We start from the raw sequence: 14,801 nt of genomic DNA on the forward strand, positions 1-14,801 counted from the left end.
TGAGCGGTATGTCGCGTGGTGCATACGGGCGAATATGGAGGACCAGAGGTACTGGGGGACGTGTTCCTTGAGGACGAGTGGCTGAGCAACGATGAGGGCAAATTAGCATAGCCTAACAACGCCGACTACCGTATACTCAACCTGCGTTTCCTATCTGCTGCAGCGCTGAACCGGAGGGTCGTTCCATGCCGAGCGCAACGATCGAGGAGTACCTCGAGTCCATCTACAAGCTCGCCGAGAAGGGGCCGGTGCGTCCGGGGCAGGTGGCGGAGGCCATGAGCGTGTCGGCGCCCACGGTGACCGCAACCCTCGGTAGGCTGCAGGCCGCCGGGCTGATCGACCGTCCCGACGGGGGAGTCGAGCTCACGTTGTCCGGACGGCGAGGAGCCCTGGATATCATCCGCCGCCACCGGCTTTCCGAGCGTTTCCTCGTCGACGTCCTCAAACTCCCCTGGGCGGAGGTCCACGAGGAGGCGTGTCAGCTGGAGCACGCATTGTCGCCGCGGGTACAGGAGGCGCTCGAGCGCTTCATGGACAACCCGGACGTGTGCCCGCACGGACACCCCATCCCGAGCGCAGATGGCGCCATTGCCGAGCAGGTAGGCGCGCCATTGTGCGAGTCGGGCTCGGGAGACGAAGTGAGGATCGTCCGCATCGAGGACGAGGACGGAGAACTGCTCTCGTACCTCTCCTCGCTCGGGATGTTCCCCGGCACCGCCGTGCGCGTCTGCGACATCGCTCCGTTCAAAGGACCGCTCATGGTCGAGGTCGGCGATGCGAAGTACGCGCTCGGACGTGAGATCGCCGAGAAGATCGTCGTCGCCGGTACTCACGGTCGGCCAAGGCGGATGCGCAGAGGCGGGGGCCGCCGGTGAGCGGCAGCTGTGGCGAGTCAGTTTCAGGCCCGTTCGCACGGCCGTCGGGTGATTTGGTCATTGCGATCGCGGGCAATCCCAACGTCGGCAAGTCGAGTCTGTTCAACGCGTTCACGGGCCTCGGAGTCGAGACGGCCCACTACCCGGGCACGACGCAGGAGGTCCATGTCGCATCGGCCCGCGCCGGCGAACGGACGCTGGGTGTGGTGGACCTTCCCGGGACGTACACGCTCGGAGGCGACTCTGAGGAAGCGGTGGTGGCGCGAAGAGCTCTCGCCGATTTGGCCCCGGACGTCGTGGTGGTCGTGCTGGACTCGCTCAACCTCGCGCGCACGCTGTACCTGGCCCTTGAGATCCTGGACCGTGAGCACCGCGTCGTCCTGGCCGTGAACCTCGCCGACGAAGCACGTCGTACGGGCATCGCGGTGGACGTTGACGGGCTGGGTCGGACATTGGGCGTTCTCGCGGTATCGACGGTGGCCACACAGGGGATGGGTCTCAAGAACGTCGTTGAGGCTGCGTTCGCATCTGCCTCCCACGAAGCGCCCTCGCCGGTGGGCTACAGCGCGGACTACGAAGCGCTCATAGAGCCGTTGTCCCGTGAGTGCGAGGACATTGTATGCCGTCCCCTCGGTCTGTCTGCGCGTGCGTGCGCGCTCGCGCTCCTTGAGGGCCAGGCGGAAGTGGTCGCCGGGGTCGATGAAGGTGTCCTCGCGCGGGCGGCCAGCGTGGAGGCGACGATCAAGTCGCACTTCGGAGAGTCGGCGTTGCTGCATCTGTCTCGCGAACGTCACGGTGCTGCCGGGGTGATTGGCGAGGACGTCGTCTCGCGCGTGGAGCCGAAGGGTCGCCTGTCTCGCGACGCGTGGTCCCTCACGACCTGGCCCTGGACCGGTGTACCGTTGGCGATCCTGGTGGCCGGGTCGATCTTCGCCTTCCTCTTCTTCGCCGGCTCGATTCTCGCCAGTGCGTTCAGTGCCGTGTGGGGGACGTACGCATCCCCCGGGATTACCGCTCTCATCCAGGCGATCGCCGGTGAGGGAACGACCGCACGCGTGCTGACTTGGGGTTTCGATGCAGGCATCGAGGCGGCACTTTCGGTGGGCCTGCCGTACATCCTCGTCTTCTACGTGCTCCTCGGTCTCCTGGAAGACAGCGGTTATCTCAACTCGCTTGCGTTCCTGACCGACCGGTTCATGCACCGCCTCGGACTGCACGGGCGTGCAGTGATTCCACTTGTCGCGGGTGCGGGATGTAGTGTCCCCGCCCTCCTCGCCACGCGTTCTCTCGGAACGAAGCGCGAACGTCTCATCGCGTCGACGCTGGTGATGTTCGTTCCGTGCAGCGCGCGCACATCGGTCATTCTCGGTGCCGTCGGGCACTACGTAGGCTGGCAGTACACGTTGTTGGTCATGGGACTCGTCTTCGGCATGTGGCTGACCATCGCGTTCGTCTTACAACGGATGATCCCGGGCGAGTCGGGCGGACTTGTCATGGAGATGTTCCCGTTCCGGCGACCGTCCCTGAAGCGGGTCCTGAGCAAGGCCTGGACGCAGTTCCGGGAGTTCTTGTTCGTAGCCACCCCCATTGTGGTCATCGGGAGTCTCGTCCTCGGCGCTCTGTACGAGAACGGCTGGCTGATGAATGTGAGCAAGCCGCTCGATCCGATTGTGGGGGTCTGGCTGGGACTGCCTGCGGTGGCTGGCGTGACGCTGCTGATGGGTGCCCTGCGCAATGAACTGGCGCTCCAGCTGCTCGTGGTGCTCGCAGTCTCCACCGCTGGTTATGCGGGCGCGCAGATCACCGACATCATGAGCGGTGCTGATCTTGTGGTCTTCGCGCTCGTGAACACGATTGCGTTCCCGTGCCTGTCTGCCGTCGCGGTCTTCTGGCGGAGGAACGGTCTTCCGAAGACTCTCGCGGTGATGGGGGCGAGCGTTTCGCTTGCCCTCGTGATCGGCGGCGTGGTGGCCCGCGTCCTTCCGCTACTCGGACTCGAGTAGAGGCGCGCGAACGCTCCGGGAGCACCTCCCGGTGGCTCCATCGGGTGTCAGGGACGTCTTGTATACCGAACATACGTTCGATATACTCGGCATGCCGGGTGTGGACCCCTGAAGCTCCTTCCACACTCGGCCTCACTCTCGAAGGACGTCTCCCATGGGCCGCAATCGCGCGATCAAAACGTTCGACCCCCGCACCACCGGGCAGTCGCTCGACCTGTTCACCGCAACCGATACGCGCGCGCCCGTCATCGTGGAGTTGCTCAAGAGTCCGTGGATCGTTCGCGCTTCCGAGCTGGTGCCGTCCGCGTCAGGTCTTGCGGGTAAGCGGCGCGAGCGAGAGACCGAGGTCGTCTGGGATGCTGGCCGCGCCGCTCCGCGCTCGTTCGTGCTCGACGGCCGCCGACACATCGTCGATGCGGTCGTGCAGTCGTGGGCGGTCGAGCGCGCCTGGTGGGACCCGCGCAAGCGCCTGAGCCGCCGCTGCTTCCGGGTGCTCACGCGCGGCGGTCTCTACGATCTCGCGTACGATCGCATCGGCGAGCGCTGGCTGCTTGCCGGCGTCGTGGACTAGAGACGCCATGGCCGGGTTCGTACACCTTCACGTGCATTCGCACTTCAGCTTCATGGACGGGGCAGCTTCCCCTGGCTTTCTTCTGGCGCGCGCTGTCGGATACGGCATGGATGCGCTTGCGCTCACCGATCATCAGGGGCTGTACGGAGCCATCAGGTTCTATCGCGCAGCTCTGGCAGCGGGCGTCAGGCCGATCGTCGGAGCGGAGATCGTGATCGAGGCGGCCGGCCTCGAGGGCGGTGCGACGATCGAGGGCGACTTGCCGCCGGAGATGCGTCTTCCGCTGTCCCCTCCGGTCGGATTCGGGCGGGCGGCCGGGGCAGGCTTTCACCTCACGCTGCTCGCAAAGGACATCATCGGGTACCGCAACCTCTGCAGGTTGCTCTCGCGCACGCACGTGCGCACCGGTGACGAACCGTCGGTGGTCACCCTCGGCGATCTCGAGCAGTGTTCGGAGGGTCTCATCGGCCTTTCGGGCTGCCCGTGTGGTGAGGCGGGCGCCGCAGTGCTTGCAGGGCTCGGCTCGCGGGCCGAACGCGCGCTCCGGCACCTGGCCGATTGTTTCGCGCCGGACGACTTCTACGTGGAACTCATGCACCTCATGACGCCCGACAGCCCCCGGTACGTCTCCGCGCTCGTGGCGCTCGCGGAGCGGTGCGGGCTTCCGGTGGTTGCCACCAACAACGTGCACTACGCCGAGCGTATGCAGTTCCGCCTCCACGACGTGCTCGCCTCGGCGGGAGCGCATACGGCGCTTCCGGGACCGTACGACCGTCCGAACGCCGAGTTGTGGCTCAAGCCCGCCGGTGAGATGCGCCGCCTGTTCGCCGACGTGTCGCAGGCCTGCGATGCCACGCTCGAGATCGCGGAGCGCTGCAACCTCGACCTCGGCCTCGGCTCATTCCACTTCCCGGCGGCTGATGTGCCGGCAGGGGAGACCGCGTATTCGGTGCTCTCGAAGGCCGCATGGCACGGGCTCGAACAGCGCTATCGGCCGGTCACCCCCGAGGCGGTGCGGCGGCTGCAATACGAGCTCTCGGTCATTCAGGACCTCGGCTTTCCCGAGTACTTTCTCACGGTGAAGGACATCGTGGACTTTGCGAAGTCGCGCGGTATCCGGTGTAGCGGACGGGGGAGTGCGGGGGACTCCATCGTCACGTACGTCCTCGGCATCACGGATGCGGACCCTATCGCACACGAGCTGCTCTTCGAGCGGTTTTTGAACCCGGAGCGACGGCAGATGCCCGACATCGACGTGGACTTCGACTCGCGCCGCAGAGACGAGGTGATCGCCTACATCTACGAGCGCTTCGGGCACGACCACGTGGCGATGGTGGCCACCGTGAACACGATGACCGCCCGGAGCGCGGTGCGCACGGCGGCTAAGGCGCTCGGGCACCCGCCTGATGAGGTGAACGCCTTCTCGCGCTATCTGCCGTGGGTGAGTTCTCACCGTCTACCTGAGGTTCTCGCCACGTATCCCGAATGCCGGGATCACCCTCTACTCAAGCCTGAGCATGCTCTGCTCGTGGAGCTCGCGACCGAACTCGACCACACGCCGATGCACCTCGGTACGCACCTCGGCGGTTTCATCATCACGCGCGAGCCGATCGACAGCTGGATGCCGCTCCAGTGGGCCGCCAAGGGCGTGGTGGTCTCGCAGTACGACAAGGACGACATCGAGGCGCTCGGCCTCGTGAAGATGGACATCTTGGGGCTCCGCACCCATTCGGCGATCAGTGACACTGTGCGTATGGCGCGCGAACGGGTGGGCGAGGCGGCGGTGCCCGAGCCCTTCGAGCTGCCGCATGACGACCCGCGGGTGTACCGGCAGATCGCCTCGGCGGACACCGTGGGGATGTTCCAGCTCGAAAGCAGCGGCCAGCGCAACCTGGCGATGCGCCTCCAGGAGCGCGACTTCGAGGACATCATCGCGGCGATCTCGCTCTTCCGCCCCGGTCCGCTCGAAGCCGAGATGATCGTGCCTTTCATCCGCAGGCGGCACGGGCTCGAGCCGGTCACCGTGCCGCATCCGGGGATGGGCGAGGTCCTGCGAGGCAGCTACGGCGTGATCGTCTACCAGGAGCAGGTGCTGCAGGTCGCCCAGGCAGTGGCCGGTTTCACGCTTGCCGAGGCCGATAGCTTGCGCCGCGCGATGACCAAGGGTCGCAGCCGTGAGGCGATGGAGGCTATCCGGGTCCACTTCGTGGAGCGCGCGTGCGGCCTCGGCGTGGAGCTCGCCGTGGCCGAGGAGGTCTTTCGGCAGCTTGAGGGATTCGCCGCGTACGGCTTCTGCAAAGCGCATGCGGCGTGCTTCGCCGTCGTCAGTTACGCAACCGCATGGCTCAAGACCTACTACCCGGCCGAGTTCGCGGCCGCGATCCTCAACAACGAGCCGATGGGCTTCTATAGTCCGCGGCTCGTGCTCGACGACGTGCGGCGCCACAGGATCGACGTGCTACCGCCGCACGTCAACGCTTCCTCGGCGGAGTTCACGGTAGAGCAAGACGGGGGCGCTGTGCGCGTCGGCCTCGGGAGCCTGCTCGACATGACCTCGCGCCTGCTTCGAGTGTTGGAGGCCGAGCGAGCGGTGCGTCCCTTTGCCGATCTCGCCGACTTCCTCAAGCGGACGCGCGCCGAAGAGCCGGCCGCACGGAGCCTCATACGCGTCGGGGCTCTCGATGGCCTGGGGGTGACCGACGCCGGACGCCCGCCGACGCGCGACGAGATGCTCGCGCTGTTGCCGGAGCTCAAGGCGGTCATCGCCAGGCAGGGCGTGGCCGGTGACGACACGCTGCTGATCGCACCTGCGCGTGCGCGGGGGCCTGTCGACACCGGTCACGTCTCGGGCTGGACGCCTGCGATGCGCCTTTCGGCCGAGCTCGAATGCCTCGGGCTTGCCATTACCGCGCATCCGCTGGCCCTCGCGCGGGCAGATCTCGAGCGGCGCGGTGTCATCTGGGCGCGCGACCTCCCCGCGTGTGAGGACCGCCAGCGCATTCGCGTGTGCGGCGTTCGCGAGCGCGCGCAGACCCCGCGGACCCGCTCGGGCAGGCGCACGTGCTTCCTCACGCTTGAGGACCCAACGGGGCTCATCGACGTGGTGGTGTTCGAGGACGCGCTCAACCGCTACGGCGATGTGATCGTGAAGAACCGCGCGTATCTCATCGAGGGCGTGCTGCAGAACAACTGCGAGCGCGGGATCGCGCTCATCGCCGACCGAATCGAGCCCTATACCGTGCGAGACGACCGGCGGGAACTCGTCCGGCTCAGGCGGGGTGTCGGCGCGGGGCCACTGGGTCCGACCCTCGGCGGGGCAGGAGCCGAGGAGGAATCGGCGGGAATCCCTGCTGCGTAGTCCTCGCCGGGGGCCCGCGGCGCCTGCGGGCGCTCGTCCGCGCCCTCGGCGCCTGCCCCGGCTGCGGAGTGACTCCGCAGGGACACCCGCCGATTCTCACCGCGTATCCGCGAAACCCTACTGTGGTTCGTCCGCCCTGGCCACGAACTCCGCAGTCAGCGCCGGGCCGGGGCCACTGCCGTCGCTTTCGGCGAGCGTTCCTTCGGCGTAGACGAGCGCACCCTTGGTGCTGCATGCCGAGTCGAGGTCGTACATGTTCTCGATCCAGGCGATCACGGTTGCATCAGGCGATGGGTCCTCGCCGGGCGTGCCTTCGAGGATCAGCCAGGCGCCGTCGAGGTCGGCGCGGTACTGGAGCAGCCCGACGACGCGGACGCGTCCGCCGTCGAGCTCGGTGACGCCCACCACGCGCTCGGCCTCTGGTAACGGGTCGTGTGTGGCGACGGGCTCTTCGACGGCGGGTGTCCCGGGCGCTCCTGCGGGCTCTGCCGCGGAGCCGCATCCACCGACGGTCACGGCGAGCGTCCCCGCGAGAGCAAACACGCACACGATGAAGCCACGGGACACGAGATCACTCCTCATCAGGTACCGCGTCGTACGAATCATCATGCCCGAAATCGATAGCGTCGTCGCCAAAACGTGCCTTGACCGCATCGATGCTTCGGACGAGCGCCCGGGTTCGATCGGTATCTCCAGAGGGTGCACCGGAGAGAAGGTCGAGCTGCTCGGCCCGCTCGGTGAAGCCCGATGCGCCGAAGCCGAGAAGCCTGAGTCCGGCACCTGGCGTCCATGTTTCGGTCAGCAGTTCGATCGCGACCGCGAGCAAGGCATCGTCGAGGTCGGTGGCGGCCGGAACCGTTCGGCTCGCGGTCCTCGTCGTGAAGTCCGCATAGCGGAGCTTCAGCGTGAGGGTCCGTGCCTTGAGCTCCTTGGCACGCAGGCGGCGCGCGACGCGCTGCACGAGTGAGCGCAGCGAGGCCTCGACCTCGGACCGCTCGCGTACGTCTTTCGGGAAGGTGTGCTCGTTGGACACGGACTTCACGCCGCTCTCCTCGTGAACGGAGCGAAGGTCGATGCCGCGTGCCCGTGCGACGAGATCCGGACCTGCGTTGCCGAGGAGTTGCGCCGCGCTCGCCTCGTCGAGCGACGCTAGCTGACCGATGATCCGGATGCCCGCGTCGTGCAGGTGCGCTGCGGTGGCCGCACCGACGCCGGGTATGGCCGAGACCGACATCGGTGCGAGGAACGCGGCCTCGGTCCCGGGAGGAACGATCGTGATGCCGTGCGGTTTGTCGTGGTCGGAGGCGATTTTGGCGACGGTCTTGGAGGTTGCCACGCCGATCGAGCAGGAGAGTCCGAGCTCGTCCACGCGACGCTGGATGCTCGAAGCAATGTCTCGCGGGTCGGTCGGATCATGAGGTGTCGGCGTGACGTCCAGGTAGGCCTCGTCGATCGAGACGCGCTGCACGTGTGGCGTGACGTCGAGGAATACGGCGCACACGGCGTCCGAGAGCTCGGAATAGCGGGCGAATCGGGGGCGCGCCCAGATGGCGTCGGGACAGCGGCGGGCGGCCTGCGCTGCCGGCATTGCCGAATGGATGCCGAAGGTACGGGCCTCATAGGATGCGGTTGAGACCACACCTCTGCCGTGGGGCGAACCGCCGACGATGACGGGGAGCCCCCGCCATTCGGGATGATCGAGCTGCTCGACCGATGCGAAGAAGGCATCCATGTCGATGTGCAGGACGGCGCGCCCCGTCCATGTCTGCGGTGATCGGGCCATGGTTCGAGTGTAGGAGGGTCGGGCGCCGAGCGGTAGACTGTCGCCTCGGAGGTGGTCCCGTGTCGATCGGTGCGCATGTGGGTGTGGCGGGAGGCTACGCCAAGGCGGTGGACTATGCCGTCTCGGTGGGCTGCGAAAGCATGCAGGTCTTCGCCAAGAGTCCCCGGCAGTGGAATTCCAGACCGCTCGATCCCGCCGTGACCGAGGCATTCCGGGCGCGAGTCGAGGAGACGGGTATGGGTCCCGTGCTGGTGCACACGGCGTACCTCATCAATCTCGGCAGTGCCGACGACATTCTGTGGGAGCGCTCGTTCGCAGCGCTGGCGGACGAGCTGATGCGAGCCGAGTCCCTGGGTGCGTCGTTCGTGGTGACGCACACCGGCACCGAGTATCGCGATGCGCCCGAGCGGACGGCAGCCAGGATCGCCGAGGGCGTCGATCGAGCGTGGGTGCTTGCCAGGGTGGAGCGAGTCCGGCTGTTGCTCGAGAACACCGCCGCTGCAGGAACGACCTTCGGCGACGGTCCCGACGAACTCGGAGCCGTGCTGGGTCTTCTCGACGCTGCCCGGGGGCACGTCGGAGTGTGCCTCGATACCTGTCATGCCCACGCCGCCGGCTACGACCTGTCGCAGGTTCACGTGTGGGAGGAGCTCATCGGCGCCTTCGAGCGCTGCTGCGGCATGCCGGTCGAGGCAGTTCATGCGAACGACTGTGCGTTCGCCGCGGGACTCCACAAGGACCGCCACGCCTGGATCGGCGACGGGACGATCGGGTACGAAGGGTTCGCGCATCTGTTTCGACAGGCGTGCCTGAGAGACCTGCCGATCGTCACCGAGATGCCGGGCGAGGTGCCCTACAAGGACGCCGAGAACATCACGCGCCTCAAACGGCTGCGTGACGCTTGCGCGGAACCCTCAGAGCGCGCCTGACCGCGGAGAGGACCTGAGCGGCAGCCTCATCCGGGTCACCGTTGACGGGGATCCACATGGGTGCCTGTTGCTGGCGGTAGGCGTCGGTCATCCCGATGTCTCTGAGACGGCGGGGTGTCAGTGGACCATCCTGTCGGGCGCGCTGCTGTGCGCGGCGGAGGACACGCAGGATGCGCGCCCCGAAGTCACCTGAGACGACATCGTCGGCCGTGAACCTGATCGTCGCGAAACGCCACCCGCGTACGAGCACGATGGCGGCCATCGAGTGCTCGTCACCCTCGAGCACGACGATGACCTCGTCTGCCGAAGCGCGGCGGGCGACTGCCAGCGCGGAGAGCGTGCGATCGAGCGCGCGTGCCGCGTCGCGGTAGCGCGCGGCATCCTCGAACCGCTCGGCACGTGCGGAGCGCTCCTGCATGGTGTGCAGCATCTCGCGGAAGTCGGCGCCCTCGCCGTTGAACACTGCGAAGGCAGCATGTGCCCTGGCGCGGTAGGCGTCGGGTCCCATCGCCAGCACGTCTGGCGCGTGGCAGAGATGACGATCGCGCCGGAGACACTGGCCTTCGAGGCAGTCGGGCACGGCGCGACGGCATCGGCGCAGGCCGAAGTGCTCCGCTACGATGTCCGCGACAATGGCCGCTGCCCACTCGTTGCCGAGCGGACCCACGAGCTCACCGGTCCGCAACCGTCGTCGTGTGGGGCGCAGGTACGGGTAGTCAGCTGCGGGGTCAAGATGCAGGTACACCGGGCGGCGCTGCTGATGGTTGTTCCGGTTGAAGGCAGGCTGGTATCGATCGTGAAGCCTGACTTCCAGCAGCGAGGCATCGAGACCGGACACGAGCGGGATGTGGTCGATCGACACCACCTCTGATGCGGGACTAGAGCATTCCGTGTCGTCTGCGGCGTAGAAGTGGTTCCTGATGCGCGTTCTCAGGCTCTTGGCCCGGCCGACGAAGATCACACGGCTCTCGCTGTCCCGGAAGAGGTAGACGCCGGACCCGTCAGGCAGATGGGTGGCGAGCGCCAACTTGCGGGCGAGCCTGCTCTGCTGAGCCACGCCACAGAGTCGTGCGACTTCGGCCGCCGTTGTCATGCCGGCTGCCTGGATCTCGGGCACCATCGCGAGGAAGACTTCGGCCGTGGCAAGCGCATCGGGGAACGCACGGTGGTTGGGGACGGTCGGTATCTGGTACCGCAGCGCAAGGTCGCGAAGGTTGTGGCGCTCTACGTCAGAGCACAGCCGTCGGGCGAGACACAGGGTGTCGAGCACCGGCCGAGGAAACGGCGTGCCCCACGCGCGCTCGGCCTCGTAGTCGAGAAAGCTGAGATCGAAGCGATAGTTGTGCGCGATGAGCACGGCACCGGCCGCAAAGTCACGGAACAGCAGAATGGCTTCCTCGATCGGCATCGCACTCGCGGTCATCTCCTCGGTGATGCCCGTGAGGTGCTGTACCGCCGGGGGGATGGGCTCGGTGGGGCAGACCAGCGCGCTGAAGTGCGCGGTAACGACGCCGTCCTCGATGCGGGCCGCACCGATCTCGATGACCGACGAAGTCCCGGGGCGGCAGCCGGTGGTTTCGATGTCGACGGTTACGAAAGGGCCGCCGGTGAGTGATGTGAGTCCGAGCATCCCTGTCCCGTCACCTGATTCTTGTGCTCAATCCTACCATGCGTCGGAATGTGGCTATCTCGTGTGTCGTTCGTCACCGCCGCCGCGCTTCGCCTATGATGTAAGTGATTCGTACTCTCATATCGTCATCGTAAGGTGGGGAGTCTCATGGCCTACTTCGTGGTGGAGCGCAGCAAAGAAGACGGGACCCTCCGCATCCCGTTGTCGGATGCCTACGACACCCGGGAGGCGGCGATCGCAGCGCTTTCCTCAGCCACCTCCACGGGCGCCGTCAGCCTGACCGGAGAGGTGTTCATCGCGGATCTCGGAAGCGCGGTGCCGGTCCTCGTCATGCAGAGCGCGCCAGCGCCCGCGCCATCAGAAGTGCCGGCGGAGGACGTCGAGGCGGAGGTAGAGGTTGAGGCTGAGCCAGAGGCAGAGGAGCCCGCTGCCGAGGCACTCGACGAGGACGTCAGCATGGAACCCGCCGCGCTTGACGAGAACGGTGCGGTGACCGCCTTCTCCTCGTGGGAGCCACTTGAGGAGATCGAGTCGTCTGAGACCGCGCTTGCCGACGCGCTCAAGCGGGCAGCCACCTCGCTTGAAGGGGAGGGGATCGTCGCTCCCGATTCGGTGCTGAGCGGTGATGAGATCGAAAGCGCCGAGGTTGTTGAGGAGGCGTCTGCGCCTGAGGCGGAGGCCGAAGAGGAGACCGTGCTCGAGACGGCCCTCGGCGAACCTCCCGTGGAGTCGGAGCCATCATCTGAAGACGACCGCGACTGGCCATGGGCGAACGTCGAAGCCTACGAGATCAAGGTAGACGCCGACGCGTTGCTTGAGGAGACCGACGGGGACGCGCTCGAGCCCTTGGAGGTCACCGAGCCAGAGCCCGAGATCGTCGAGGACGAGATCACCCCCGTCGAGGAGCCCGAAGAGGTGCTCGACGAGGAGGCACCGATCATCACTAGCGCGCCTGCAGAGGGCGAGGAAGTCTACGTACCGCATCCAGTCATCCTGGGCGATTACGCGGACGCGCTCCCCGAACCGGAGCCCGTTGAGGCCCTCGAGCCCGAAGCCGGGGTCGAGGCGACCGCGGCCGACGAGGTTGACGATGAGGTGCTCTCGATCGAGGAGCCTGCTACAACTGTCACGATCGCCGAGGATCTCGTCTCTGAGGATGCCGAGGCAGAGGTCGAGGAGCCGGCTGCAGCGGCGGTCTTGGAGGAAGACGAGGCCGCGCCGGTGGCCGAGGCTGACGATTCCACTCCGTCGGTCCCCGAGGGCGGCTATGAAGCGACTGGCGAACTGAAGCTTGACGAGTACACCTGTCAGGATTGCGTGTACGCGAACACGTGCCCGAAGGTCGGTCAGACGGCGCCCGCTGAGTGCGGTTCCTTCCAGTGGCGGACAGGATAACCACAACTTCTTGGTGACAGACGCGGCCCGTCTACCATATAGTGTAGACGGGCCGCAGTGTGTCGGGAGGTTGCATGGCGCGGGACGACGGTTCGACGTATCCGTTCAGCGCGATCGTCGGACAGGACGCTCTGAAGACGGCGTTGCTCATCAACGCCGTGGATCCGAGGGTCGGCGGCGTGCTGATTCGGGGGCAGAAGGGCACTGCCAAGTCGACCGCGGTTCGTGCGCTCCGGTGGGTTCTCCCGGAGATGGAGGTCGTCGAGGGCTGTCGTTTCGGCTGCGATCCTTCGGCTACGACCGAGCTCTGCCCCGAGTGCCGGGAGCGCAAAAGGGAAGGCGCGCTGCCGAGGATTCGTCGTCGGCCACGATTGGTGGACCTGCCCGTCTCGGCCACCGAAGACCGCGTGGTGGGCACGATCGATCTGGAGCAGGCGCTCAAGCATGGGGAGCGCCGCTTCGAGGCGGGTCTTCTCGCCGAGGCGAACCGGGGCCTGCTGTATGTGGACGAGGTCAACCTTCTGGACGACCACCTCGTGGACACGCTACTCGACTCCGCAGCTAGCGGGGTCAACGTGGTGGAACGCGAGGGAATCCGATACGAGCACCCGGCGCGCTTCTCGCTCGTGGGCACCATGAATCCCGAGGAGGGCGAGCTCCGTCCCCAGCTGCTGGACCGTTTCGGGCTGTGCGTGGACGTGGAGGGTATCGCAGATCCCGGCGAGCGTGTTGAGATCCTCAAGCGACGGCGCGCATTCGAGGACGATGCGTCGGGATTCGCGAGGGACTGGTCCGCTACGCAGTCGGAACTCGTCGATCGGGTACGTTCGGCCATCCGATCGCTGCCCGATGTCGAGCTGGATGACGACCTGCTGTACCTCATCGCCTCGGTGTGTGTCGCCATGGGTGTCGACGGCCACCGCGCCGATCTCGTGATGGGGCGTGCTGCGGCGGCGTACGCGGTGCTGCACGCGCGTCGCGAGGTCACTGCAGCGGACATCCGGGCCGTTGCGCCCATGGTGCTTGCCCATCGGATGCGCAAGTCGCCGTTCGAGGAGCAGTCGTTCGACGAGAAGCGGCTCGAGCAGCTCATCGGGCTTGCGTCGTCGGGTCAGGGAGAGAGCATCGGCGAGCGCGGCGGTGAGCCGGCCGACGGTGCTGCGGCGTCTTTGGCGATGCCGCGGGAACTCGGAGCGACCGATGCGGCGGCAACGCAGGAGGCGATCAGCGCGGAACTCGTTGCGGGCATGGATCGCACGCGTCGGGCGCATGGTGGCCGTCGGCAGGAGACCACGTCGGATGACCGCACGGGGCGCTACGTCCGTGCCGAGCCCGCACGCGCGGGGGAGCCGGTCGACCTGGCGCTCGACGCGACGATACGTGCGGCAGCTCCTCATCAGCGGTCGCGACAGGGCGATCTGGCGATCAGCATCGAGCCCGAGGACGTGCGCACGAAGGTCCGCAAGCGGCGCGTTGGTGCGTCGATCGTGTTCTGCGTGGACGCGAGCGGCTCGATGGGGGCGTCAAACCGCATGGAGGCCGCGAAGGCCGCTGTCCTCGAACTGCTGGTGGATGCATATCAGCGGCGTGACCGCGTCGGTCTCGTGGCCTTCCGGGGCGAGTCGGCGCAGGTGGTCCTGCAGCCCACAGCCAGCGTCGAGCTCGCGCAGCTCAAGCTGAAGGCGCTTCCGACCGGCGGGGCGACCCCGATCGCCCACGGCATCCTCACGTCTCTCGACGTGCTGGCTGCCGAAGCGCGTCGTGAGAACGGCATCGTGCCCTGGCTCGTGCTGCTCACCGACGGTCGGGCGAACGTAGGCATTGGAACCGGGCTCGGGAGCGAGGACGCGCGCACGGCGGCCGGGCGTCTCAAAGACGCAGCCATCAACACGCTGGTGGTCGACACCTCGGGACCCGGTGGCGGGACCGCGGCGAGGGATCTGGCGCGGGCGGCCGGTGGTGAGTACGTGCGTCTCGGCGCTGTGGGCGGCAGCTTGCTCGCCGGTGCCGTGCGGCAGCGCCTGTCGGCCTGACGGTCGGAGGCGTGCAGGCGGGAGTGGGCCTGTAAGCCGGATTCTGTCGTGGACGACCATCTATCTGGGACCACCGTCGCCGGCGGCCTCGTGCGGGCGTACCCGAGCGTGGCCGGGCCAGCCGTAACCGCTCCTATTCGCCCTTGCTCCGGGTGGGGTTTGCCAAGCCGCTACGTTGCCGCAGCGCTGGTGCGCTCTTACCGCACCGTTTCAGCTTTTCCGGG

Annotated in this window: 10 protein-coding genes and 1 other RNA gene; 7 read left to right on the forward strand and 4 right to left on the reverse strand. The window is 67.0% G+C overall.

What is annotated here, in order from left to right; genetic code table 11:
• Nucleotides 1-185 precede the first annotated feature (185 nt).
• The 4 genes from Q7W51_06320 (at nt 186) to Q7W51_06335 (ending at nt 6,807) form a co-directional block, all read left to right on the forward strand.
• Nucleotides 186-875: a metal-dependent transcriptional regulator gene (locus Q7W51_06320; protein MDO8847983.1), complete on the forward strand. Its 690-nt coding sequence runs from the start codon at nt 186-188 to the stop codon at nt 873-875.
• Nucleotides 872-2,878 (forward strand): ferrous iron transport protein B, encoded by a 2,007-nt coding sequence (gene feoB / locus Q7W51_06325; GenBank protein ID MDO8847984.1) that lies wholly within the window; start codon nt 872-874, stop codon nt 2,876-2,878. Before Q7W51_06320 ends, feoB begins: the two co-directional genes overlap by 4 nt.
• 154 nt (nt 2,879-3,032) lie before the next feature.
• A complete protein-coding gene (locus tag Q7W51_06330) occupies nt 3,033-3,449 on the forward strand; it encodes a hypothetical protein (GenBank protein MDO8847985.1) in 417 nt (138 codons plus the stop codon).
• Nucleotides 3,450-3,456: 7 nt separating this feature from the next.
• A complete protein-coding gene (locus Q7W51_06335) occupies nt 3,457-6,807 on the forward strand; it encodes a DNA polymerase III subunit alpha (protein MDO8847986.1) in 3,351 nt (1,116 codons plus the stop codon).
• Nucleotides 6,808-6,924: 117 nt separating this feature from the next.
• Here the strand turns inward: Q7W51_06335 and Q7W51_06340 are convergent, their stop codons facing one another.
• Both Q7W51_06340 and dinB read right to left on the reverse strand, forming a co-directional pair.
• The gene (locus Q7W51_06340; GenBank protein ID MDO8847987.1) at nt 6,925-7,374 is read right to left on the reverse strand and encodes a hypothetical protein; all 450 of its coding nucleotides are present in this window, start codon (nt 7,372-7,374) and stop codon (nt 6,925-6,927) included.
• 4 nt (nt 7,375-7,378) lie between these two features.
• Nucleotides 7,379-8,590 carry a DNA polymerase IV gene (gene dinB, locus Q7W51_06345; GenBank protein MDO8847988.1) on the reverse strand — a complete coding sequence of 404 codons (1,212 nt, stop codon included), beginning with the start codon at nt 8,588-8,590 and terminating at the stop codon, nt 7,379-7,381.
• A gap of 59 nt (nt 8,591-8,649) precedes the next feature.
• Between dinB and Q7W51_06350 the strand changes: the two genes are divergently transcribed.
• Entirely contained in the window at nt 8,650-9,519 is an 870-nt protein-coding gene (locus tag Q7W51_06350; GenBank protein MDO8847989.1) for a deoxyribonuclease IV, read from the forward strand.
• Here the strand turns inward: Q7W51_06350 and Q7W51_06355 are convergent.
• Nucleotides 9,473-11,149 carry an exonuclease domain-containing protein gene (locus Q7W51_06355; GenBank protein ID MDO8847990.1) on the reverse strand — a complete coding sequence of 559 codons (1,677 nt, stop codon included), beginning with the start codon at nt 11,147-11,149 and terminating at the stop codon, nt 9,473-9,475. The genes Q7W51_06350 and Q7W51_06355 overlap by 47 nt on opposite strands.
• Nucleotides 11,150-11,296: 147 nt before the next feature.
• Here Q7W51_06355 and Q7W51_06360 point away from each other — a divergent pair, with 147 nt between their 5' ends.
• Nucleotides 11,297-12,544 carry a hypothetical protein gene (locus Q7W51_06360; protein MDO8847991.1) on the forward strand — a complete coding sequence of 416 codons (1,248 nt, stop codon included), beginning with the start codon at nt 11,297-11,299 and terminating at the stop codon, nt 12,542-12,544.
• A 74-nt stretch (nt 12,545-12,618) separates the two neighbouring features.
• Entirely contained in the window at nt 12,619-14,577 is a 1,959-nt protein-coding gene (locus Q7W51_06365; GenBank protein ID MDO8847992.1) for a magnesium chelatase subunit D family protein, read from the forward strand.
• 16 nt (nt 14,578-14,593) lie between these two features.
• On the opposite strand, the gene rnpB is transcribed toward Q7W51_06365, so the two are convergent.
• Nucleotides 14,594-14,801: RNase P RNA component class A (gene rnpB / locus Q7W51_06370), an RNA gene on the reverse strand; the annotation flags it as partial.

The organism is Coriobacteriia bacterium (assembly GCA_030652115.1).
Lineage (GTDB): Bacteria > Actinomycetota > Coriobacteriia > Anaerosomatales > Anaerosomataceae > UBA6100.